At 41.8% G+C, this 24,240-nt stretch carries 24 protein-coding genes and 1 pseudogene; 10 read left to right on the forward strand and 15 right to left on the reverse strand.

Annotated elements, in window-relative coordinates; translation table 11 throughout:
* Window positions 1-41: 41 nt before the first annotated feature.
* From QT327_RS04255 to QT327_RS04270, 5 genes are all read right to left on the reverse strand, one after another.
* Window positions 42-548: a hypothetical protein gene (locus QT327_RS04255; protein WP_289552124.1), complete on the reverse strand. Its 507-nt coding sequence runs from the start codon at window positions 546-548 to the stop codon at window positions 42-44.
* 335 nt (window positions 549-883) lie between these two features.
* On the reverse strand, window positions 884-1,156 hold the full coding sequence (locus QT327_RS04260) for a hypothetical protein (RefSeq protein WP_130856748.1): 273 nt from the start codon (window positions 1,154-1,156) through the stop codon (window positions 884-886).
* A 117-nt stretch (window positions 1,157-1,273) separates the two neighbouring features.
* Window positions 1,274-1,564 carry a tyrosine-protein phosphatase gene (locus QT327_RS28130; protein ID WP_354004747.1) on the reverse strand — a complete coding sequence of 97 codons (291 nt, stop codon included), beginning with the start codon at window positions 1,562-1,564 and terminating at the stop codon, window positions 1,274-1,276.
* Window positions 1,473-1,694, reverse strand: coding sequence for a hypothetical protein (locus QT327_RS04265; protein WP_149106028.1), 222 nt, complete (start codon window positions 1,692-1,694; stop codon window positions 1,473-1,475). Before QT327_RS04265 ends, QT327_RS28130 begins: the two co-directional genes overlap by 92 nt.
* A gap of 14 nt (window positions 1,695-1,708) precedes the next feature.
* Window positions 1,709-2,743, reverse strand: a complete 1,035-nt coding sequence (locus QT327_RS04270; protein ID WP_149106029.1) for a hypothetical protein — start codon at window positions 2,741-2,743, stop codon at window positions 1,709-1,711.
* A 304-nt stretch (window positions 2,744-3,047) separates the two neighbouring features.
* On the opposite strand from QT327_RS04270, the gene QT327_RS04275 reads away from it, so the two are divergent.
* The 3 genes from QT327_RS04275 to QT327_RS04285 are packed head-to-tail and all read left to right on the forward strand — an operon-like array spanning window position 3,048 to window position 4,854.
* On the forward strand, window positions 3,048-3,482 hold the full coding sequence (locus QT327_RS04275; protein ID WP_289552125.1) for a hypothetical protein: 435 nt from the start codon (window positions 3,048-3,050) through the stop codon (window positions 3,480-3,482).
* Window positions 3,479-4,129 carry a sensor histidine kinase gene (locus tag QT327_RS04280; RefSeq protein ID WP_289552126.1) on the forward strand — a complete coding sequence of 217 codons (651 nt, stop codon included), beginning with the start codon at window positions 3,479-3,481 and terminating at the stop codon, window positions 4,127-4,129. The genes QT327_RS04275 and QT327_RS04280 overlap by 4 nt, the downstream gene beginning before the upstream one ends.
* Complete coding sequence (locus tag QT327_RS04285) at window positions 4,126-4,854, forward strand: LytR/AlgR family response regulator transcription factor (RefSeq protein ID WP_149106031.1); 729 nt, start codon at window positions 4,126-4,128, stop codon at window positions 4,852-4,854. The genes QT327_RS04280 and QT327_RS04285 overlap by 4 nt, the downstream gene beginning before the upstream one ends.
* A gap of 106 nt (window positions 4,855-4,960) precedes the next feature.
* Here QT327_RS04285 and QT327_RS04290 read toward each other — a convergent pair whose 3' ends face one another.
* The 5 genes from QT327_RS04290 to QT327_RS04310 form a co-directional block, all read right to left on the reverse strand.
* Entirely contained in the window at window positions 4,961-5,560 is a 600-nt protein-coding gene (locus tag QT327_RS04290) for an FMN-dependent NADH-azoreductase (RefSeq protein WP_149106032.1), read from the reverse strand.
* A 238-nt stretch (window positions 5,561-5,798) separates the two neighbouring features.
* Entirely contained in the window at window positions 5,799-7,631 is a 1,833-nt protein-coding gene (locus QT327_RS04295) for a RagB/SusD family nutrient uptake outer membrane protein (RefSeq protein ID WP_289552127.1), read from the reverse strand.
* Window positions 7,632-7,642: 11 nt separating this feature from the next.
* On the reverse strand, window positions 7,643-8,677 hold the full coding sequence (locus tag QT327_RS04300; protein ID WP_289552128.1) for a SusC/RagA family TonB-linked outer membrane protein: 1,035 nt from the start codon (window positions 8,675-8,677) through the stop codon (window positions 7,643-7,645).
* On the reverse strand, window positions 8,572-10,953 hold the full coding sequence (locus tag QT327_RS04305; protein WP_289552129.1) for a SusC/RagA family TonB-linked outer membrane protein: 2,382 nt from the start codon (window positions 10,951-10,953) through the stop codon (window positions 8,572-8,574). The genes QT327_RS04300 and QT327_RS04305 overlap by 106 nt, the downstream gene beginning before the upstream one ends.
* A gap of 243 nt (window positions 10,954-11,196) precedes the next feature.
* A complete protein-coding gene (locus tag QT327_RS04310) occupies window positions 11,197-11,790 on the reverse strand; it encodes a TetR family transcriptional regulator (protein ID WP_130856739.1) in 594 nt (197 codons plus the stop codon).
* 330 nt (window positions 11,791-12,120) lie between these two features.
* Here QT327_RS04310 and QT327_RS04315 point away from each other — a divergent pair, with 330 nt between their 5' ends.
* The gene (locus tag QT327_RS04315) at window positions 12,121-13,347 is read left to right on the forward strand and encodes an alkaline phosphatase family protein (RefSeq protein WP_149106035.1); all 1,227 of its coding nucleotides are present in this window, start codon (window positions 12,121-12,123) and stop codon (window positions 13,345-13,347) included.
* A 151-nt stretch (window positions 13,348-13,498) separates the two neighbouring features.
* Window positions 13,499-14,020 carry a GNAT family N-acetyltransferase gene (locus tag QT327_RS04320; RefSeq protein WP_013667966.1) on the forward strand — a complete coding sequence of 174 codons (522 nt, stop codon included), beginning with the start codon at window positions 13,499-13,501 and terminating at the stop codon, window positions 14,018-14,020.
* A gap of 197 nt (window positions 14,021-14,217) precedes the next feature.
* Here QT327_RS04320 and QT327_RS04325 read toward each other — a convergent pair whose 3' ends face one another.
* The 5 genes from QT327_RS04325 to QT327_RS04345 all read right to left on the reverse strand — a co-directional run bounded on the left by QT327_RS04325 (window position 14,218) and on the right by QT327_RS04345 (window position 18,884).
* Complete coding sequence (locus QT327_RS04325; protein WP_149106036.1) at window positions 14,218-14,787, reverse strand: DUF417 family protein; 570 nt, start codon at window positions 14,785-14,787, stop codon at window positions 14,218-14,220.
* Between the two features lie 73 nt (window positions 14,788-14,860).
* Window positions 14,861-15,673, reverse strand: coding sequence for a helix-turn-helix domain-containing protein (locus QT327_RS04330; RefSeq protein WP_149106037.1), 813 nt, complete (start codon window positions 15,671-15,673; stop codon window positions 14,861-14,863).
* A gap of 203 nt (window positions 15,674-15,876) precedes the next feature.
* A complete protein-coding gene (locus tag QT327_RS04335; protein WP_289552133.1) occupies window positions 15,877-16,521 on the reverse strand; it encodes a response regulator transcription factor in 645 nt (214 codons plus the stop codon).
* A 519-nt stretch (window positions 16,522-17,040) separates the two neighbouring features.
* Window positions 17,041-17,685: a GNAT family N-acetyltransferase gene (locus tag QT327_RS04340; protein WP_149106039.1), complete on the reverse strand. Its 645-nt coding sequence runs from the start codon at window positions 17,683-17,685 to the stop codon at window positions 17,041-17,043.
* A 47-nt stretch (window positions 17,686-17,732) separates the two neighbouring features.
* Window positions 17,733-18,884, reverse strand: coding sequence for a histidine decarboxylase (locus tag QT327_RS04345; RefSeq protein WP_149106040.1), 1,152 nt, complete (start codon window positions 18,882-18,884; stop codon window positions 17,733-17,735).
* Between the two features lie 801 nt (window positions 18,885-19,685).
* On the opposite strand from QT327_RS04345, the pseudogene QT327_RS28465 reads away from it, so the two are divergent.
* The 5 genes and pseudogenes from QT327_RS28465 to QT327_RS04370 all read left to right on the forward strand — a co-directional run.
* A pseudogene (locus QT327_RS28465) lies at window positions 19,686-19,754 on the forward strand ((2Fe-2S)-binding protein); the annotation flags it as partial.
* A gap of 146 nt (window positions 19,755-19,900) precedes the next feature.
* Window positions 19,901-20,101: a (2Fe-2S)-binding protein gene (locus tag QT327_RS28470; RefSeq protein ID WP_289554402.1), complete on the forward strand. Its 201-nt coding sequence runs from the start codon at window positions 19,901-19,903 to the stop codon at window positions 20,099-20,101.
* A 13-nt stretch (window positions 20,102-20,114) separates the two neighbouring features.
* Window positions 20,115-20,738 (forward strand): cytochrome c family protein, encoded by a 624-nt coding sequence (locus QT327_RS04360; RefSeq protein WP_130856734.1) that lies wholly within the window; start codon window positions 20,115-20,117, stop codon window positions 20,736-20,738.
* Window positions 20,739-20,766: 28 nt separating this feature from the next.
* Entirely contained in the window at window positions 20,767-22,977 is a 2,211-nt protein-coding gene (locus tag QT327_RS04365) for a xanthine dehydrogenase family protein molybdopterin-binding subunit (protein WP_289552134.1), read from the forward strand.
* A 683-nt stretch (window positions 22,978-23,660) separates the two neighbouring features.
* Complete coding sequence (locus QT327_RS04370; RefSeq protein ID WP_149106043.1) at window positions 23,661-24,227, forward strand: TlpA family protein disulfide reductase; 567 nt, start codon at window positions 23,661-23,663, stop codon at window positions 24,225-24,227.
* The last annotated feature ends 13 nt before the right edge of the window (window positions 24,228-24,240 follow it).

The raw sequence follows: 24,240 nt of genomic DNA on the forward strand, positions 1-24,240 counted from the left end.
CTTGATTTGATACCAAAAATCACTCCTTCATAAATCAAGGATTACGAAGAATTGCCGAGATAATTTCGTTCCAAAATGCGCTTCAATAGTAAAAAGGGCAGTCGATGCGATCTAAGGAACGTGTTCAATTCGTCAACGGGCATTTTCAATTCAAGCGCCAACAAAGAGAGAAAGGGAATGTCCAATTTTTGCAGTTCGGTTACTTCCTCAATACTGAATGAACCGATTGCTTCGCAATCATGGTATAAATCTTTCAGCTTTCGTATTTTATTCGCTTGTTTCTTTGTGTAGTCCTCGATCAGCTGCTTGTGATCACGCATGAAATCGTCAAAATATCGGTGCAACAAATGTACCTCTTGAAAGGGTACCTCAAAATCAAGACTTGTTATGGAGTCGTCGCTACGTCTACTTATCCGCACCAAAACGTTCACTTTTCCATCGAGGTGTACGTGTTCTAAAAGTTCAAGATAAGTAGTCCCGTCTGAAAGTTTAATGCTCTTTTTCCCCATGATATCCAAATGGCGACAATATACCAAATTACCAAGCAAAAATAATTTTTAGTTAATTTTTTAGACTAGCAACTAATACATTAATAAAAATAGGCTAACAAACAAAAATACAATAGGTTTCTTTTATATGCAATATCCTACTTTTTCAAAACTTATACTACAACAAGTGTTAGTTTAATACGTTTGCCGTTGATCTTAACTAAAATGCAATGCCGTAAACAGTAATTGTGATCTTCAACGTAAGTTTATAAAGGAAGGCTTCGGGCCGGACCCTTGCGTCAGCTAAGATGAGAAGACACGATTCGCTGTAGACTGAGAATCTTTCCATGCTATTAATCGAGAAAAAGTCGATATTTATATACAATGGTTACCGGTCACCACATCTCACCTAGCAGTTTCGACTTTATTTCCTGTCCCAGTATATCGTCCTCATTTAGATCAGACATCCGGACACAGAGTTCAAGATGCCAACTGTGTATAGATTCCTCAATGGTGCTACCAAACCCGAATATTGTATCCGAAATACCATAGTAACAGCAATACATTTTACGGTAAGGGAAGACAATAGGAGTCAATACAGTATATACGTAATTCAGTTCAAGAACAGAACCTATTTCTTCATGGATATGAGAATTGCTGCGCTCCATTTGCCGTATTTTTCATCAAATAGTATTCATTATGGAACCATAGACTAGCCATTTTGTTTATTTAAAATGATATTTTAAAGAAGGAAGGCAAATACTAAAACGCAGGTTAACCCGCTTTCAATGTTGAGAAACTTGCAATATGTTCAATATTAAGGCTGTTGCAATTCCCGTACGATCGCGGCGGCCGGTGCAGTGATGAAAAACCGCCTGCTTTTCGTACATTGTTAACAGGGCTTGGAATAACGGTTTGTAACGAATTGCCAGTGGATCTACCCGACTATAAAATGCTGTCAGGAAAGCAGGGAGTTCTTCAAGGTTAACTCCAAACAATGGGCAGTTCGACGCAGGTATAACCGCTTTTTCCAACGCAGCGTATGATATCTTGTGTAGTAAAAAAAGCGCCTTCAATACGCAAGATATTATCTTTGTCTTCCAGATCAAAATTGATTTTCGAGCCTGGGTAGATTCGAGAAAGAAGACGAATGATGCGTTCAGCCTCCTGGAGATGCTCAACATCGGTTCTAAAAACTTTGATCATGTTATTTGCTTGCTTTAATGTGTCTTATTCTTCCTTACCAGAAACGAAAACGGATTAAAGGATACCCCCAAATTAATGTAGAATGTTGGATCAGGACTTGTTTGAAATACCGGATCGCCAAAAGAATCTTCTTTCCGGAATAATCGGCCTGATGTTGTCAATTTCATTCCCGTCTTAGCCGTGAGCACAAAATATTTTGCTAAAAGATGTTCATACACCAATCCCGAATTAAGATCCAATTGCCTGTATTCATATCGCTGTGAAGTGCCGTCAAGATCGTAAACATAAAAAGAAGTTCTATCTAATTCGGTTCCCAAAGACAGACGCCCATTGTTAAAGACATATTTTCGAAGGTAAATATTTCTTGGCAGTACAATGTCGGCTATAAGCCCATTATTGAATTTATGCTCATAAGAAAAGGTTGGTATAAATGGTGTTTGTGCGCTGGGATCGATATTAACCAACATTCCAACCATTAACCTGGTGCGTTGATTGGCTTTCAACACCATCGTGGCGGTCAACAGCCCTTTAACCCTTTCGAAATGTCGGTCACTGCCATCACCGGAAATGCTAGAGGTATAGATGGTCCGTTTGTTAAATAGCTTAGAGAAATAGGTAAGGGTCAAGGCTGAAAAGAGGTAATGATAATCTTCATCCACCGTTTTAATTGCACCGGTGGGTAACGACAAATCTGTGTTTAGTGAGGTGTATCGATAACCGGCTGTTGCGCCCAAAAGCCACGTCTTTCTTTTTATAAAATTAAAATTAGCGCTAATGTCGGCCTGTCTAATGTGATTAACCTTACTCTCCGGAATCGCATTGGGGCCTTTCTCGGAAGTAAATTTGTAAGGTGCCGTCTGAATGAACTCGATATTCAATGGACGGGTAAAGGCAAATTTATCGGCTACATAGGCCACGGCTTTTTTTCGTATGTTTAAACTATCGGATGTTGCCCTATACAGGCTGTCTTTCTGTTGCGAAAAACATTTTGCTGAACACAGTGCCAATAAGTTAAACAGAAGGAAGCTGGTTTTCTTTAAATTATCCATTTAATCGAGATTTTTTTATGTTGATGCTATGGCAGACGTTACAGGATAAACCGGTACTACTCGGCGATAATCAAGTAACGATATTTCGGAGTCATTTTTACTTTCCATATAATCCGATATGGGATTAACAGTCCAAAGAAAAGCATAAGCTTCTGACTTTTTTGGGTTTTTAGACCAAAGCCCTTACATATTATACTAAAGCCTTTCTATGGTAGATTTGGTATAATAAATAACAAGGTTAGTATAAAAACTAGTGTACATACTGCTTATCGAATTATCTTTGCTAAGAATTTGATCTTCCCCAATGCAGCAGCAGGAATCATTAGAAATAAAGAATACAGCGATTATCCGACTAATTGTAGACGAGCGTTATCGAGCGTTTCGACATATTTTTCTCTTTTTAGGCCTCTTTGTTATGATCTCCTTTACAAATCCCTTATCAGAATACACGGGGCTTTATCGTTATTATCGTCGGTTTTGTGTTTTTGCTCATTTAATATTCATGTTCTATGTGAATATGAATATTTTGATCCCTAAATTTTTCTTCAAAGGTAAATATGTACTATATATAGTGTCTTTACTCCTACTGGTAATGATATGCCTCTTTATGATGAAGTTTTTACTGGAAAACACACTCGACCCACAAAACGTTTCTGTAAACTATCAAAAGGGCAACCCTGCTAAAGGATTCTATGAAACTACACTCATATTAACACCAGTCATATTGGTTACCACATGATCAAGTTATTTCAACGTTGGATACGCGATAATGAGCGGATGTCTGATCTTAAAAACCTCACCCTCACCATGGAACTAAACGAGTTACGAAATCAGATCAATCCGCATTTTCTTTTTAACATGCTGAATGGGATTAAAGCGCTGGTTCGCAGTAACCCTGAAAAAGCGACGCTCGTTATCATGAAATTATCTGAGTTTCTTCGTTATCAACTTTATGAAAATAATGTAGAAAAAACACCGCTCCGATCCGAGATTGATTTCCTAACTAACTTCCTCGAATTAGAGAAGATCCGCCGGGATAACTTTCAGGTTGAGGTCAATGATCAGTCGACCATACATAACTTAAATGCTATTTTTTTACCCGCCAATATTTTCACCACTTTCGTCGAGAATGCCATCAAACATAGCATTGATATAAAGCAAGGGGAATCTTATATCCGTATTGACATAAACGTAAATAATCATAAACTTTATTTTGATTGTGTTAATTCAATAGATCCCAATTATGTCGCTTCAGATAAAAAGAACAGCGGACTTGGGCTGGCAAATGTTAAGAGACGGCTACATTTATTATACGGCGATAGTTATACATTAAATACCACTTCTAAAGTAAACGAATACCATGTTCACTTAATCTTACCGATATGAATTGTATTATCGTAGACGACGAACCATTGGCGAGAGATGAAATGCACGCGCTGATTAAAGATGTCTCTGACCTTGACATGCTGGGCAAATTCTCCAATGCGCCGGCAGCGCTCGATTTTATAAGCACCAATGAAGTAGATCTTATCTTTCTCGATATTCAGATGCCTATGGTAACCGGCCTGGAGTTTGCTGCACAAATCCCCAACCAGGTGCTCACCATTTTTACAACCGCCTATCCGCAATATGCCTTAAAAAGCTATGAGCTTGACGCCATTGATTACCTTTTAAAACCCGTTGATAAATCCCGCTTGGAAAAAGCAATACATAAAGCCGAAATATATAAAACGCTGCTTTCGCATGCTACGGAAAAGAACACCATTGAAGCGAATACGGAGCAGTACTTGATCGTCAAATCTGATCGTCGATTTTATCGGATAAACTTCGAAGATATCCGATTTATCGAAGGACTCAAAGACTATGTCGTGATTTATACCAAAAGCCAGAAACTGATAACAGCGATGAACTTAAAGGCCATCCATCAGAAAATTCCTTCCGGGATATTCGTCCGTGTAAGTAAATCGTATGTGGTTAACAAGAAATATGTTGAATCATTCGACCATCATACCATTTATCTAACAGATAATGAAATACCTTTAGGAGAAGTCTACAAAAATGATTTTTTTAAGGAATATTTAGGCAATGTCTCCAATCCAGATATTCCCTGATCAAATTTGTCTTTATTTTAGGTAATTTCCCGAGACTTTAGACGCCGACCGCAGCAAACACGCGAGGATCGACGCCTATCTTTCTAATTATATCACAGTTACTACTTTACACTACAATACTATCGATGGCCGTATCCAATGCAGTTTCCTGAACCGCCGATACGGCAAAACCTTCGCCCCGAATAAAAGTAACATCGGTAATGCCTATAAATCCCAGAGCCATTTTAAGATACGGTGTCACGAAATCGAAGGATTTATAGTCGCCGGAGCTGTAAATGCCGCCTGTTGTTACCGCTACGTAGGCTTTCTTTCCCGTTATCAGACCTACCGGGCCCTCCGGCGTATATTTAAAGGTAATTCCTGCGCGTGTAATATGATCAATCCATGCTTTCAAGGTAGATGAAATACCAAAGTTGTACATTGGAGCACCAATTACCAAAATATCCGCATCCATTATTTCCTGAATCGCCTGATTGGAATGTTGTATAGCTGCCCTATTCTCATCTGTGTATTTCTCAGCTGGTGTAAAAAAAGCATTGAGATGCACTTCTTCCAGATGAGGGAACGGGTTACGCGTTAAATCTTTCACTTTTACAAAAGATGCAGGCTCCTTTTCTCTAAGGCGGTCGATTACCGCATTCGCTAACTTGATACTGTTCGATTGCTCGCCCCTTGGGCTAGAAATAATATTTAGAATCCTTGCCATTTTATCTCTAATAATTTTTTGATTTGTTTTATGAGGTAAAATTAGGCAAGCAGCTCGCTGCCCGAAATAACATAGGTTAAGAAATTCGATTGATTTAGATCAAGAACTTACGTGACTAAGTAAACAATAAGGTGGGCAATTATCTCGCGGCTTTCCCAAATAGCGTAGTTAATAGGAAGGAAGTAGAGGGTGCCTAATGACAATCTAAGCTTTTTAGGCACCCTTATGAATATTTCAATTATTCCCAATCAAAAATCTGTTTAAGATTGGGATTGAGCATAATCTGTTGTTGCGGAATCGGTCGATAATAATATTTAGGGGCTACAAATGTTCCTACATCTTCTATTATCTGAATATTTCCCGCGTTTGCTCCTCCTAAGAAGACCGATACGTCCTGACCGAAGGTACCAACGCGGTAGTATTGGAGCACCTTACCCAAACTGTTGGTTTCTTTATCGTTAGGGATCGATTGCGAAGCAGGAAGCAAATAAATATCAGGCACGCCGTCACCCGTTAAATCATGTTTTCCCAACGAAGCAAAATAGATTCCCTGTGGTTCCTTTTCCAGTACTTTTCCCGCCTCCCACCGCATCAAATCATCATGTCGTAAACCCTCCATTGCCAGTTCTACCCTACGTTCCCTCCTGATTTCCAATAATTCGCTGCGCTGTGCAGACGAAAGGTTGGGAAATTTGGCAGCTTCAACTGGATCCATTGGCGGGTTTAAGGTCATGTGTGGCATACCAACACGATCCCTTAATTTATTCACCGTAATATCCAAGTCGCCTTGCGTAAGTTGCGCTAATTCGGCCCTAGCTTCCGCATAAATCAGCAGGACCTCAGCAAAGCGATAAAGCGGCACATCCATATTATTCCGTACATCCTGATCTGTTGTATTATAAAAGCCTTTAATCTGATGATAACCCGAAAAGTTCTTCGCCAACTGTTGCACATATAAACCCGTTCCCTGCGCATAAGTACCGGAGCGCACCAAAACCCATCCCGGATAAGCAAAAGTTTGATATAAACGCGGATCGCGGTTGCTGAATTCTTCAACAAACTCGTTTTGCTGATAGTTAGGGCGACTGCTATAAAAAGAACCGTCCTTCATAAGATACGCCTGTACGAGATCCTTTTGCGGATAAGTCTCATAGTTGCCGAAAACCCCTTCGCCACTATCTCCATTCAGCACATTCGCTTGGTAAAACCGACCAAATATGATTTCCGGATTGCTTGAGAGATCCGCACTTGCGAAAAGGCTCCCATAGTCTTCATTCGGTTTTCCGGTAGAATAGAGACTAAAGGTCCCGCTGTCCATAATTTCTTTCGCCACAGCGGCGGCTTTTTGTAGCAGTTCATCAGCTGATTCTGACAAGTTCAGTTCAGCATGGTATTTCCGAAAAGTTCCTTCATATAACAAAAAGCGGGCATAATCAGCTTTGACCACCCAACGGTTCACGGCTCCTTTAGGGGCCGAAACATCCACATTGTTCATTGCGAACTCATAGTCTTCGATGAGGTGGTTGACCACGGTTTCCCGTGGGTCGCGCCCGGCAAATAAGATATCTTCGCTGTTTGCTTCCAATGGTACATCTATCCAGGGAACATCCGAATAGCGTTTTATTTTATCAACATAAAAGCGGGCACGGAAAAAACGGGCTAAACCTTCGAAGTGGTTTAAGCGGTCCTCTGCAGCGTTGGCCCTCCGGAAATGCGCCAAAAAGAAATTAAAATTTCTGAGCTGGCCCCAGTCCCACCCACCGGTAATTGTGGTAGAAGAAGGATTGGTGGTCATCATGGTTTTCAATTCCACATTGCCCGTCGAGAAGGCATTGTCGGTTAAGTTATAAGCATCTGCTGTATAAATACCGGTAGAAGGAAAATTGTAAAGATTATAAATATATAAGTTTAAGTCTCCTTCCGTATTGAAAAAATTGCCCGCGTCAATATCCGTTTCGGGTGTTTTTTCCAAAAAATCATCATTACAGCTTACTGTCGAAAGGGCTAGGAGTCCGATGAACAGGCCGATTTTAAGAAACTTGTTCTTCTTTGTATATTCTATTGCTGACATGTTTTTATTTTTTAAAAGATGGCATTGATTCCTACCGAATAACTCCTTTGAAAAGGGTAAGTCATTCCATTTCCTTTTCTACCGATGCCACTGGTCGGATCGGTATTGATATTTGCGTTCGTACTTTCGGGATCATAAAAATCTTTGATTCCCGACCATTCGAAGAGGTTCTCACCGGAGGCATAAATGCGAAGACGGGCCAAGCCTATTTTTTTTATCAATGTTTCAGGTAAAGTGTAACCGATTGTAATATTTTTTATACGCAGATACGAACCGTTAAGCAGATAGCCGGTTTGGGGAATGGCCAATCCCATCGCATCGTCAATTCTTGTTCCTAGGTTAGCATCAGCCAACCACGATTGCATAATCGGGTATTTTCCGTTGGGATTTGCATCTGCAAGTCCGAGGTTCAGATAAGATTGCGAATGACGCGCCCTTTGTTCATCACTATCGCCGGTAGGTCTATAAAAGTCGAGCAAATGCTCATAGATATTTCCGTAGGGCTGTTGGTAAAAGCCCCAATAAAGGTAATCGATTGGATAATAATCCCGTTTTCCAACACCTTGTAAAAAGACCCTGACATCAAAATTTTTCCACGAGGAGTTTAGATCAAGACCAAACTGGTAGCGTGGTGTTGAATTTCCGATTACGGTTAAATCCTTTGTGTCGTCCAGCGTATAGCCCTTTTCAATTTTTCCGTTACCGTCCCGATCGATATATTTGGGCCATCCCGGTACAATCTGTAACGCACCCCAAGGAATAATAGCTGACTCGTCTAATTGTGCAATCTCGTCGGTATTGGCAAAAAGTCCGTTGCTTTGCAATCCCCAGATTTCCCCCAGCTCCATTCCTTTGTAGTATTGCAGGATGCTTCCGTTCGGATTATCAAACCGTGTAATATGTGTTTTAGAATCGGAGAGTACAAAGCGGCCCTGGAAGGTCAGTGGGCTTCCGCCAACCTCATATTTATTCTGATATCCAAATGAAAGCTCCCAACCCTTGGTTTGCAGGTCGGCAGCATTTTCACTCGGCTCAACGGCACCCATACGCCGGGGAGCTCCTTTCCGCGTGTTAACATATTGAGGGTGTTCCGTTTATACATGTCGAAAGTCAGCGTAATACGATCCTGGAGGAGCCCCATATCCAAACCGACATTAAGTGTATTCACCTTTTCCCACGTATAATTGGGTGAAACCAGGAGCGGCGGACTGATCATGGTCGGGCGCGAATCACCGATCAGGTAACCGGACTGTGAAGCCTCCATGAAAGGAAGATAGCCGTAGTTGGCCACGTTCTGATTTCCTAAGGAACCATAGGAAGCCCGAAGCTTTAGATTATTGACGGTCTGACGGATACCGTCCATAAAAGACTCCTGATCGATCCGCCATGCAGCGGAAGCGGAAGGGAAAAATCCGAAGCGTTTATTTTTGGGAAAGCGTGAAGAGCCGTCATATCTTCCGTTGAATTCCACGATATAACGGTCATTATAAATATAATTGACTCGACCGAAAGCACCTCTAAGCGCATAGGTCCTGATATCTTCCTCGCCATTGGTCAATCCTGTGGCTAAGCCAATCGTGGGATAAGATGAAGAAATCAGGTCCTGTTTGCTGACATAAAAAAATTCGTCACGGTAATTTTCCTGGTTATACCCCACAATGGCCGACAAACTGTGTTTTCCGAAGCTTTTATTCAATGTCCCATAGATATTGAATACTTGATAGGTAATAGATTCGGCATCTCTTCTGGCACTATTCTCTCCTTCCTCACGTACATCATTCGGACCATATCCGATTTGATATTTGGTATTATAAGAATTCGTGTTGATGGAGGTATTTCTAAAGGTAAAATCACTATTAACGGTGAGCAACTTATCCCAAAAAGACATCTCCGTGGTGAAGGTAGACTGAATCATGTTTTGTTTCACCGTCGTTGCACCACCGTCAACTAGTTGGGCGGCCAGCCGACCTACGGTTTCATTTGCCCAGGTGCCATCCGGATTCTTATCCCATGAAGTAGGAAAAATAGTATACAGATCATAAATACTGAAAGGAGTGTTCGTAACAGGCAGTGATGAGGAAGCTTGGCTGGGATTGCTGTAAAATCGGGGCGGCGATTTTCGGTTCGTATAGGTATAATAGGTGTTATTCCCAACTTTAAGCCACTTCTTTAAGTTATAATCAATTTTAGCGCGCAGACTATAGCGTTCATTGTAATCATCGGCCAAGGTTAACGGACTGTTCTGTCTGTTATAGCCGCCTGATAGGTAATATTGTGCTTTATTGTTTTCGCTCACGCCGCTAATGGCGAGGTCGTGATTTTGGTTGAAGTTATAATCATCCATAAAATAGCGGCTCCAGTCTCGATTACCCATATATTCCCATAAGCTGGGATCGGTAGGATTTACCCGTACCCCGGCGATAGACGGATTATCCGATCGTTCTTTGGCATATTGGTAAAATTGATCGCTATAATTAACGTTATCCCAAGGGGTATTATCGGTAGATAATTCCAGTAAACGCGAAAAGATGTAAGGGTCTGTCACCATTTTCGGCAAAACGGTAGGTTTATTTAGGCTGAAATTATTGGAGTAGCTGACGGTAGCACCCGCTACAGCGCCTGTTTTAGTTTTAATTAAAATCACCCCAAATGCCGCCCGCGCCCCATAGATGGCCGCAGCGGACGCATCTTTGATCACCGACATCGTCTCAATGTCCTGTGGCGCTATCAGGTTCAGTTCAGCGGCACTTATCTGCACACCATCAACCAATATAAGCGGCCCGCCACCATTGATGGAAGTGATGCCCCGAATGTTGATGTCCGCCGCTTCACCCGGACCACCGGATGCAAAGCGGATATTTAAATTTGGCACCATTCCCTGCAAACCTTGCGCAACATTTGCTATTGGCCGATTCTGTAGGTCTGTTGCTTTCACTTGGTCGACCGCACCGGATAGGTTCACTTTCTTCTGTGTTCCGTAACCAACCACGACAACTTCGTTAAGGCTTTGTTTGTCATCGGCCAATATGATGTCGTAATGCTCAGCCGCTGTTACCTTTACCTCTTGCGGCAAATAACCAATGGCAGAGATATGCAGCACATCCCCTGTTTTTACTTTTAAAGAGAAAACGCCGTCTATCGTTGTCGACGTTCCCTGTGTCTTACCAACAATGGCAATACTCACACCGGGCAGTGTTTCGCCAATCGAGTCTTTCACCGTTCCGGAAATTGTGCGGTCATCTTGACGCACCTGTCGGCCATATACCCCATACTGCCAGATGATCAGCGGGCTTATGACAAGTAACAGTAAAATCTGTTTCATAACTATTTTTTAAGATTAGGGATCTGGCAACAAAGATGAATTTCAGATGTTAAGGAGGAATTAATATATCGTTATTTTAATTGAACATTCATTCAATTAAAAAAGAAAAGACACTTACTGTCAGTCACTATCATAAGCCACTAACCTTATGGCGGCGTTGTTACGATCAATAAAGATGCGCAAGTCCGCTTCCGAAATATGCAGACAGAATAGCAAATTAGGAAGGAATGCTTGTAGGAGACGCTAGGTTAACTTTAACAGATCATAAACTTCTTCTTTGTATTGATTGAGTCTATTTTCGACCATCGACTTATCTTCTACCAACGATAAATAAAAATAAGCGCCATCCAGAAAAATAAAAATCAGATCAGCCGTATGCGCTGGGTTCGTTAGACGCAGCTGTTCCCGGTCGTTCAATTTAGCGAGTATGGTGCTAAGCATCGATCGTAACGAGTCGAGAATGGTAATGTATTTACGCCTAATTTGTTTGTTCCGGAAACTCTCTGCATAAAAGTCGTAGAATAGACTATCATCAAATAATTTGTTCCATTTCTTTGAAAAGAGTCGATCAATAATATCGTAGAGGTCTGTCAGGCTATAATCTTTTTCCTTGTCTATGTTGAAAATCAGCAGATAGCGTTCCAATAAGTAATCGATCAACGCTTCCTTTAAATCCTCTTTAGTAGCAAAATAATGGATGATAAGGCTGGGGTTTATATTCATCACTTTAGCCACTTTTGCTATTGAAGTATTGGCGTAACCAATTTTTTTTGCTACTTTATAGAAGACTTTGATAATCTCCTGTTTCCTGATATCTTTTATACTTTTTCTACCCATATATTTATCGTACTGAAATCGGTTACAAATAGATGAGTTATTATTGAATGAACATTCAATTAATTAATAAAATAAAGATTTCTTAATGATGGCTTAACTGCTCAAGCTGAATTTTACCGCAATGAATGTAAGTGCGACAAAAAGAAAAACCCAATGTCATCCCTATTAAAGAACCAAGTTAATCAATCCTTTCTGATTATGGGGATAATTCGGGATATTTGATTTTTGCCGAAAGATTTAAAACATGAAACCATCATGATTTATTCAAACCACACAGGGGAATGAATAAATCTGATAGCTTCATCACCACTAAAAAGCAAATTTAAATAGATGAAAAAACTTAGTATTTTAGTTCTATTCTGTATGTGCTTTGGCCCCGTCATTGCACAACGACAAAAAAAGGTAGTTTTCATAATTGCAGATGGCATTTCAGCCGATGCATTGGAGCGAACAGACGTGCCAAATATGAAAAAGTTGATGGCGAAAGGCGCCTACCTTCGCGCTTACCAAGGGGGTGAAGCAGGCTCGTATAGTGAATCGCCAACAATTTCTGCTGTAGGCTATAACAATGTACTAACAGGCGTTTGGTATAACAAACACAACGTTCCGGATAATGATATCAAAGATCCCAATTACAACTATCCAACGATTTTCCGTTTACTGAAAGATGCTTTTCCAAAGAAAAAAATTGCCGTTTTTTCCAGTTGGCAAGATAACAGAACGAAGTTAATCGGCGAGAACCTGGCACAAACGAATTACATTAAGATGGACGAAGCGTTCGATGGGTTGGAATTGGACACAGTGAAATATCCACATGACGCGAAACGCCGGTTTATGTTGGCAATTGATCAGGCAGTTAGCGCTAAAGCTGCCGAATCGATTGCCGAGCGGGCACCCGACCTCTCCTGGGTATACCTCGAACACACGGACGATATGGGCCACATGTATGGCGACAGCCCCGAATACACAGAGGCTATACAAAAGGTAGATGAAGAGGTTGGGCAAATTATGGCCGCTATAGACGAACGCGAAAAAAAATTCAACGAAGACTGGCTACTCCTGGTAACTACGGATCACGGCAGAGCAGAAAAAGATGGTAAAGGCCATGGGGGGCAGTCCTTTCGCCAGCGCTCAGCATGGATTCTCAGCAACAGGCCACTTAAAAACACCTATAGTGCAATGCTATACCCTTCTGTCGTTGATATTCTACCTACCATTGCCCGATATATGGAGATTCCTGTTCCGACAATAGCCGCACGCGAATTGGATGGTATTTCTTTAATGGGCGAAGTAGCAATAGCGCTTCCAAAAGTTCATCGCCTAAAAGAACACCTCGACATTTTTTGGACTCCCCTGAAGCAGGAGGGCGAAGTGAAGATCTGGCTATCCACCACCAATAATAAAAAAACGGGCAAAGAAGATGAATATCGGCTCATGGGCACGTATCCATTAACCGGTAAACATGCGCTTGTTTCTATCAAAGATATTCCTTCCCCTTTTTATAAAATAGTGTTGGAAACGCAAGACAATACGGTCAATCGCTGGGTAACCGAATAAAGGTTACCTACAGATCTAATATGCTTATCGTTTATCCCCATTTATAAGGGTTTAACTGCTTTTGGCCGGCCGCTGTCTTTCGAAATTAGATATTCCGGTATATTTGCAAAAAAGAGCTATTCAAATCTTTATTTTGAAAGACCGTATGATCATGAAGTCGATAGCAGTTAGTAAAGCGTCGCTTGGCGAGTTAAAAGTTATTCAAGACCTTGGCCGAACAACCTTCTTTGAAACCTTTGCAGCCAGTAATTCCGAAGCCGACATGCGCACCTATTTGGAGGCAAATTTCAGTGAAGAAAAGATCAGAACCGAACTAAATAATGCAGAATCGTTATTCTTCATTGCCTGGGACGGGGAAGAGGCGGTAGGTTATCTGAAAATTAATGTGGGCCATGCGCAAACCGAAGAACAAGGCGACGAAGCATTGGAAATTGAGCGTATCTATGTAAAAAGTAGCCATCACGGAAAAAAGGTCGGACAGCTTCTTTATGAAAAGGCGCTCGAAGTGGCAAAATCGTTAAACAAAGTATACATCTGGCTCGGGGTTTGGGAAGAAAATCCACGAGCTATCCGATTTTATGAAAAGAACGGATTCGTTGCATTCGATAAGCACATTTTCAAAATGGGCACCGATGAGCAAACGGATATTATGATGAAAAAGAATCTGAAATAAGCCGTTTCCATGTCAGTCATTGCTTAATAATTTTTATTAAAAAACCCACCCCGGGGAAGGGGATGGGTTCTGCTAATTGAATTGGACAAGTTTGGCAACTTGTTTTCGAAGTCACCATAAAAATAACAAGCCTGCATTATAATGACATTAAAGACCACGAACGATGAGCGGTTATTTTCTTTGCTAATCGATTGCTCTCAGCACCCTTGTATCCGTTTGGCAGCATCTGATGCAACTAACAGCCCACCTGCCATCATAATAATATCCTTAAGAACCAATCTGCCCGCGCCTGAGAGATAAGGAAAGCCGTAATTGGGCGTTGGAAAATCGCCTCCCAAATTTGGCACATATACCTCCGGTGTGGTGATGAGGAAGGATAAGGTTACGATCGACATGGCGGCAGTTAACAATCCGCCCAGCAGGCCTATTCGTGCCGACCATATCCCTGCTAAGGTCAATAGTCCAATAACAATGATGACGGTGCCCAAGCCGAAAGCAAAAAGGTAGGTCCCATTTTGTTTATGCCAGGCCACATTTTTAGCTACTGTCTTCCCTTCCGGGTTTTTATACTGCTGGTATTCCGGTGCATTCTTTGTGTAAAAGAAGCTCATAAATGGACTGTTGGCAACAAAAGGAACAATTCCATCAGCCTCATATTGAAAGGCTTTTAATCCTCCTATCCAAGCCATTACAATAAAAATGGCAATACGCATAAGATGAACAAAACTCGCTTGTCCATTTGCTAAAACGTTCAATAGCTGTTTCATATTTATTTTCTATTGAACAAAGGTAGCGGGCCGCTTAGGTTTATAAAATGGACAGAAACGGCATTATGGTACACTATTTTGCCGCAATGGAAATCCCCACTTTCGAGCGAAATTCCGATGGAGAGATACCCACATTTTTTTTAAAGTAACGACTGAAATAATGTTCATCATCAAAATTTAGTTGTACAGCAATTTCTTTTATTGATTGATACGTCAGGTGTAAAAGCTTTTTCGATTCCAATATAATCCGATCTTGAATAAAGATAGAAGGCGCTTTACCTAATTGTTTCTTGATTTTTTTACTAAAGGCATCTATACTGAGGTTAAAATGTTGCGCATAAAAATTCACAGACTTTTCCCTCATAAAATTTGCTTCCAGTAATTGCTGGAAAATGCGCCCCTCACCTATATCCTCCTGCTGTGGAATTTCATGTAGATTAATCTGATGCTTCTTCACTTGACTCGATAAAGCCAAGATCAATTGCAGGTAGGCTTTGACCACCGCATCAGAAAATTCAAGGCCAACCTTTAGTTCCTTCTCCATTTTGCGAACAAGTTGCTCGATCTCAAGATATGTTTCCTTTCCCAAGTTAACATGAGGTTGTAGATAGATGTTATTAAAAAGCAGGCCATTGCAAGCCACTTCTTTTTTATGGTATTCAATACAATAGAAATCTCCGTGAAATAGCAATTGCCAACCGGTTGTCAACGGACCTTTTAACCAACTCAAATGTTGATACGGACTTAGGCAAAGTAAAGAGTACGGAGCGGTTTTATAGTTCGTAAAATCTACCGTCATCTCCATCGGATCGCGGAGCAGGAAAATTTGATAGAACTCATTATCTTGAGTTTGTACTTCGTTGCCAATGGTACGGATAGAAAGCATAAGGCAAAGTTAACTTGATTTTTTCTTTTCTAATTATACTTAATTAATATGGTTGCAAGTGCTATACTTTGCCTATACCCCTATTCAATATCAGCGCCTGTGTTGTCATTACCATACGCGAATACAAGCTTTACATGCTTGTCAACTAGTGAATTTTAACCGTCAAATATAAGTGTGCGGCTCATACAAATATCATGTGTCCTCTACTCGCAACTTAACATGTGCATCTTAAATTTTGACAGTAAGTCAACTAGATTCTTAACGCGAAGCTTCTTATAAATCTTGGATTTGTACGTACCGATAGTAGACGTATGCAGCACCAATGTATCAGCGATTTCGCTTACTCTCATACCTTTGATTAACATCTGGCAGACCTCCATTTCGCGGTCAGTCAATTTGTTTAGCGGACTCAAAGATTGATGTTTTAGATTAAACCGTTTGTTTAACAAATGCTCCTTTAATCTATTGCTGACGTATTTTTCGCCACGGAGTATTACGCTCAAAGCCTCTTTAATCCGTTCTTCGTTTTCGTTCTTCTGTAAGAAACCATCGGCCCCAGCATCTAGGTATCGTTCACCATATACCAATTCATCATAAGTAGAGAATAGTAAAATTCTTGTACTTCTTTGATTTTCCTTCAATGATCTTATCAGGTAAAAACTATTAGCGTCCAAGATATCGCTATCCAGGAGTATGATATCAATTTGTTGTTGCGACAAAATTCTTTTACATTCTGTTAGGTTCTCGGCCAAAGAAACTATTGTCCCTGGCAGCCAATTTTCGATAATAAACTTCAAGCCCAGGCGCTCGGCAACGCGATCATCGGCAACAGTTATTTGTAATGGCATGATCTAAATACTTAATGATATATAATTGGATTTATAAATGAGCGAACCGAAAATTTTATAAATATTCGGTTCAATCGAAAGACCGAAAATTGTATCAGGTTTTTTTGAAAAAGAAGTAAAAATGTACTCATAGAGATCCTATTAGTAAGCAACATATCGTAACGTGTCGTCTTTAATTTACCCTCATTATCGGTAGGTTGAACAAATATATATATATGACCGAACCAGACGTTATTCAAACCGTTCATTACTCCGCTTCATGTTCATTCCGTTCACGCATATAAAAAGTATACCTTAAAGCTCTTGGTGAAACCACTCTTTTTCTTTATTTTGATGCAATAGATTGTTCATTACAAATGGTTAGACGGCGGGTTGCCGCAACCGATAAGGTTCGGCAGACTCAAGGTCCAATGCTGGTGCCTCAAACTTGATGTTCTGATTGCGCTAGAACAATAGTCCTTAAAAAAAGTGTCCAAAGCATTATCGGACACTTTTATAGCAAATGCGGAAAAATTAGCGTTACTTTAGGGCGTTCCGTTTCATAAACACCGCCACAGGTGCATTTTCGCTATTATCAAGTAACACCTCTTTATGTATATGAAAGCCCACCAAAGGTCCATAAAGTTTTGCCGATCTTCGAGTGCTAGCAAGAAGAAACGGTGTTTCATAGCCAAGTTTATCATAATGGTTCAAGGTCCATTTAAGAATGTGGCTACCATAACCGCGGCCTTGAGATTGCGGTAATACTCCCATATAATCGGGCAGCATACATCCTTTTAGCTTTGCAGAATCGATCTCAACATCGCCTGCTCTATAGAGTTCATAATAGCGTTTTACTCCTTCTGGATCAAGAATCTCATACCAGCGCTTCTTCCACTCACCCGGTTCTTGAAGACTGTAACCGTGCCATGTCCAAACCAGAACAACCTGCTGGTCCGGGCTGCTAAACACTGCGCCTCCGGACTCAAGTGCATCTTTCACTACGGCCTCAAAAAAATCTCTCAATACCGCTTCGTTCGTCTTTTCACCAATCCAGAACTTCAATACAGGATCGTTCAAAAAGGCTTTCGCTAGTACGTTCCATTGCCAAGGTTCGGGACTTTTAATTTGGATGGGGTCAGGAAGCTTCTGTTTAGTTTCTAAGTTTTCTAAAGTGTTATTCATATCAATTTAAAATTATGTAATGGTTCTAATGTTGGGCATCCAATTAGTTAATAGGACAACATATATTCTCCCGACTCTTCTGCATCCTTTTTTGACGGCACAATAGAAATTTCGTCTACGAAATGATCGATTGTTTCTTTTGAAACGCCTGGCATACAAATCAAGTGGGATTGCCCAGCTTCTGTTGCTAATTGCCATTTTGCACGGATTGATAAGGCGGGTTCAGGAAATACGAGGGTAATCGCATTTCTGTTGCGCCAGGCCGGTATACCTGCCGCCTGTAGTCTTGATTGCGTATAAGAAGCCAAAGAAACACTTTCAACGGCGCGCTGGACGAGTCCTTCCCTTCCGTATTTTTTAATGGCATACCACAAAAACAAAGGGCCATGGCCATTTCGGGAGCCAGTTATTGTACTGTCCAACGAACCTATATAAGGTACCGGCTGGCCAATTCGATCTTTGTAATTTTTTCGTACAATCACCACTCCACAAGGCATTGGCGAACCAATAAACTTATGACCGCTACAAGCTATACTGTCTGCGCCATGGGCGAAATCAAATGTTGGATCTTCTTCCAATAAAGGCAAATAATTGCCAGCAAGCGCCGCATCACAATGAATGTAATAAGAATTTATAGCAGTATCCTTTAAAAGTTGCCGGATTGTGGCAACGTTATCCTTGGCTTCGGTCATTGTCGTCCCGACGTTGGCAACCACTATAACCGGTCGTTGTCGATTCGATTTGATAGATGCTTCCAAATCCTCATAATCCATCTCACCGTTGGCTTGGGTGCGAATTATAATCGATTGCATACCCAGTAGATGAATGCTTTTGGGCACACTGTAATGACTCGAGGTCGAATAATAGACGATCGCTCGTGAGTACAGTTCTCGGGCAACATAAAGGCCGTACAAATTACCTTCACTACCACCGTTGGTGGCATAACCCCACCAGTTATCCTTAGGTGCCCTAAATAATTCAGCAAAAAAAGCTAACACTTCCCGTTCCAATGCACGAGAGCTAACTTTATAAGTTGATTCGATGAAAGGGTCTCCTATATTATTAAGGGAATAACCCAGCAAGGGATAAAGCTCGCTATAATTGAAATCCGTGGCGAAAGGATAACCAATAGAATTTGCTGCCCGCTGGACAATTACGTCCATTTGACGGTTTAATTGTTCTTTGTCTTCAGTTGTCATTTTATATGAAAATGGTGGTTTAACACTCGAGTAATTCCATCTTTATGTTGATCTTCATTCAGCAACCATTAGCTCACTAAAAGAGTCCTCAACCACACGAATATAATTTCAGATCTAAACTAGCATGAAATGTTTACACAAATCCATCCCCACCTTACACGAAAACATTGAAAAAAAGTAAATTGTAGTTATTTTTCTATCCTATATAGAAATTTTACGATGGCTAACTTTAAGTTATATGTTATTCTTTTTTCACTTATTAACGTTAACATTGGGAAGTCGGGCTATTAGAATGCCGTATCGGCAGCACTACGGCTTTACGAAAAACCAATAGGAATAGCATGAGGAAGGCAAACAATTAAATCAAACAGGATTTAACATTGACTTTATATCATATCCATACATTTGTGCCGAGTGACCATTAACGAAAGGCGTGTTCTTAAGCACCCTAATCAACAGATCTAATGCATAGTTTAGCGGATAACGCGCTGTTTCAATTAGTGCCTTTGGAATAACAAAAAAGGCACTTATTCACTCCGGTTTAGCAATATAATCTTGCTAAACCGGTGCAAACAAACGCTGCAAATCATCATCAGCCTATTATTCAAAGAAAACCTTTCAACTACTTAACCACTCAACTACTCCACTTAACTAGTTGTTTGAATATCTTAAGAAAATGTTTGATAATCATTAGCCCAAATCCGGTAATAAGATTAACTTTGATAGTAGGATGACAAAATTTAGCCAATGATTTCATTTACAGTCAACAACAAAACGTATCAGCTTGATCTGGACCCCAACATGCCATTGCTTTGGGCCTTACGGGATGTCGTCGGGCTCACCGGCACCAAATATGGCTGCGGTGTCGCACAATGTGGCGCCTGCGTCGTACATCTTGATGGAGAGGCGGTCCGATCCTGCATAACTAAATTAAGCAGGGTTGCGGGTAAACATGTTACTACCATCGAGGGTCTGTCGGAAAAAAACGACCATCCTTGCAGCAAGCCTGGGCCGCAGTGGACGTACCACAATGCGGTTACTGTCACTCCGGCCAGATTATGTCGGCCGCTGTATTACTGCGAGAAAAACCCAATCCAAGCGATGAAGATATCGACAATGCCATGGCGGGCAATATATGCCGGTGTGGCACATATCTGCGCATACGTAAAGCTATACATCTCGCCGCCGAACTACAGCAGAAAACATCAGAACGATAATTAAGGAAGACCTATGGCAAAAAAGCTCAAATTGATTATTTACGCCGTAATGATTGCTGCACTCGGGTTCTCTCTTTATACCGGTACAGAGAACACTTACGCACGCGATACCGGTAGACCGATTAGCAAAAGGAAGTTGGCCGATGACAGTGTTCGATCAGTCAGAGCGTTTAACAAAGTATATGCCGTGCTGATGAGCCCCCGATGTGTAAACTGCCATCCCGCCGGCGATGTGCCCCTACAAGGCGACGACAGCCATTTGCATACCATGTTGCCAGAAAGAGGGGCAGATGGCAAAGGTCTCTTCGCGATGAAGTGTGCAAACTGCCACCAACCTGAAAATACACCTGGACCGCACACGCCTCCCGGAAATCCCAACTGGCACCTTCCTCCGGCAGACATGAAAATGGTTTTTCAGGGTAAAACAGCCCATGAACTTGCAAAGCAGTTGTTAGATCCTCAACAAAACGGCCATAAAAACAAGCAACAACTGATTGAACATGCTGACGACGACTTGGTACTTGCCGGATGGAATATGGGAGAAGGGCGCACCAAACCACCGTTGAGCCATGCGGAATTCAAAAAGGCCTGGATTGAGTGGTTGGAAACAGGAGCTTATGCGCCACCCGCAAATTAATAATACAAGGTAAGAAAGCATCGCACATATGAAGGATTCACTTAAGCGAAATAGCCGATATTCACAAGAAGAGGCCACGCGTCTTTCACGGAAAAATTTTTTAAAAGCCGCCGGCCTGGGTTCAGCAGCATTGGCGCTGGGGTTTTATTTTCCCGCCGGCGCCCACATCGTAAATATACTTGCAGGAGAAACAGCAGCGGATAACGAAGTCCCTTTAGTATCATTAAATGCATGGATACATATCGATACAAACGGTCAAGTAACCTTGTTTGACCACCGCGCCGAAATGGGCCAGGGTTCCTATCATTCGGTTCCTCAAATTATCGCCGAAGAGTTGGAAGTAGATCTAAAAGATATTCAGGTATCCTTTGCTCCGGGCAATCGGAACGAATATGGAGGACAGATTACCGGTGGCAGTTCAACTATTCGCGGAAGCTATAAAAAACTGCTCAAGCTAAGCGCTACTGCCCGCATGATGCTCGAACAGGCGGCCGCCAATCAATGGAAGGTAGATGTATCGACCTGTTACGCAGCATCCGGTCACGTTATCCATAAGCCTTCCGGAAAGAAGCTCCACTATGGGCAATTGGTTGTTGCTGCATCAAAACTTCAGCCGCCTAAGGAAGTTCCGTTAAAGCCCGTTTCCGAATACAAGCTGATACGGAAAGCGAGCCGTCGGATCGATACACCATTAAAGACCAATGGCAGTGCCGTTTTCGGACTTGATAAGCGTATTCCCGATATGTTGTTCGCTACGGTGGAGCGCAATCCCCGCATGCGCGGCACTGTCCGATCTTTCGACGATTCGGACACGATGAAAGTAAAAGGGGTAACGAAGGTCTTCAAAGTAAGGATGAAAGTTTTTAACACCTGGCGCGAAGGGGTCGCTGTCGTAGCCGATTCAACTTGGGCGGCAATGCAAGGCAAAAAGGCCTTAAAAGTTGAATGGGATGATAGCAATTTTGAACATATAAGCACCCCTGAAATCTATAGGCGACAAAAAGAACTACTTTCCGGTCAAGAAGGCTTGATCTTTCAAACGCAAGGCAATCCATCGGAAGTCATTACCGCCGCCAGCACCGACGCCAAGTTAGACGTGTTATACGAAACACCTTACCAATCGCACTACGCGATGGAGCCGGTGAACTGTATCGCTCATTGGAAAGGCGATACGGTAGAAATCTGGGGGCCGATACAAGCCCCCGAAATGGTTCAGGACGCGATTGCCCAAGAGTTCAGTATTCCATGGCAAAACGTGAAGGTCAATATGACTTTTCTAGGCGGAGGCTTCGGACGTAAAGCCTTTATGGACTACCCTTTTGAGGCTGCCGCGATATCAAAAGAACTCGGAAAACCCGTACAGGTTGTCTGGACCCGCGAAGATGATGCAACCCAGGGCCCCTATCGCCCCGGCATATCCTATCGATGTGAAGGGGTTGTAAAGGCAGGTAAAATTGAGGCGATGAAAGTCCGTCTCTGTGGACAAAATATTGGCCATTTCAGCAGTAACGACCGGTCAAAGCCTAACGGAAGCGCCAGTGAGGGTTTCCTTAAGCCCTATACACAGTCGATCCCGCACCTTAGCATCGCTGATGTCACCTTTGAGCTTCCCATACCGGTTTTATGGTGGCGTTCGGTATACGCATCCACCAATGGATTTGCTTACGAAAGCTTTATTGACGAGTTAGCAGTTGCCGCCGGTACCGATCCGCTTGAGTTCCGTCGACAGCATTTGCCGGATGAACGCGTTCATAAACTAATCGATAAACTGGAAGCGGTTTCCGGATGGAAATCGCGGGGTACTAACAAAGGGTATGGCGTGGCGATTACAGAATGTTTTAATTCAACGGTAGGTCAGGTAGTAAAAGTTTCTCGCATTCCGGAGGGAGGAATTAAAATAGATAAAGTATGGGCCGTAATCGATTGTGGCTGGTATGTAAACCCCGATATTATCCACGCTCAGGTTGAAGGCAGCGTTGCCATGGGGCTAGGTGCTGCAGCTTTGCATGAAGTCACTTTTACCGACGGACTGGTTGACCAGAAAAATTTCTACGACTATAATATGCCCCGCATTGCGGATATGCCGCCGGTTGAGGTACACATCATCGACAATGCCGAGGATGCGGGCGGCGTGGGAGAACCGGGACTACCACCTTTCGCTCCCGCGCTGGCTAATGCCGTGTACGACTTGAGTGGGAAGAGAATTAGGCGGCTGCCTTTCAGCCTTGCATCCGTGTAATATACATTATTCAGTTGTCAATGAATATAAGAAAGCGCTCGGATTTCACTGATCGGCTTTCTTATAAATTGCTACTTTAAGCCATGAACTTCGTGATGCTATCTGTTAAAAAGTCTAAAAAGGACAGGCATGTCTTGTCGTGTTCATTAAAATAGCTTAAATTGCACAATAAATGATCCGCACGTTATCAAATAGGATAAAAACATATTACCCATACGGTCTCGTATTTGTAACCATGCTTTTAACGCTACTGACGTCCTGTCCAATTAAAAGTGGCATCAAAAGTCTTGCAGGTATTCCGATAAACGTTGAACAAGGCCATGCTAAAAGCGGTGTCGTAGGGAACATTCTTGGACAATGTATGAGTGGGTCAACAACAGATTCGGTCATCACCAAATCGATGTCTCACCATACCAACAAATTACTTCCCAGCGTCATTTTTATCGCGGCGTTTTTACTTCTACTCGGTTTCCGGATTTATAAAGGTCAATCTAATCTGTTTTATAGGAAACTAAAAGTTCCTAATATTGTTCCTCTCTTTCTTCAATACCGAAAACTCGTCATTTAATACCACTTCCCTTTCTCTTTTTTCTATTAGCTGCAAGGCATCAATAGACAACAACTTTATTCATTTTAGATCATCAGCACTTTACAAGAAGTAATAATTATTTAAATAAGCGGTCATGAAGACACAATTTATAAATCCGGCAATCCGCACAGGCGCGTTGGTTATGGTAACGATTTTTATAATGGCCTGTGGGAACAACGCAACACATGAAGAAAAAAATCCTACGAAAGGACATAGCGAAACACAAGCTTCAAGCATGAGCCAAACGGCAGATCTGATATTTCAGGATCAAAAGGGTAAAACCGTATCATTAAGTTCACTAAAAGGCAAAGTGGTATTCATTAATTTTTGGGCAACCTGGTGCCCTCCCTGTATACAGGAAATGCCCTCCATTAATAAATTAAAGCAGTCTTTTAATGGTAATGACCATATTGTATTCCTGATGGTAGACGTCGATGCGAATATCAAAAAATCGACCGGCTTTATGGAAAAAAATCAGTACGACTTACCGGTGTATGTTCCCGCCAGTGAAATACCACCAAGTTTTTTGGGAGATGCCATTCCAACAACGGTAATACTAGACAAAAAGGGGAATCTAATTGCCCGCATGGAAGGTGGTCGGGATTATGCAGATCCTCAAATGGTAACAGCCTTGAATGCGTTGATTAAAAGTGATGAATAAGCATTAACAAAAG

This window comes from Olivibacter sp. 47, assembly GCF_030372825.1.
Classification (GTDB): Bacteria; Bacteroidota; Bacteroidia; order Sphingobacteriales; family Sphingobacteriaceae; genus Olivibacter; species Olivibacter oleidegradans.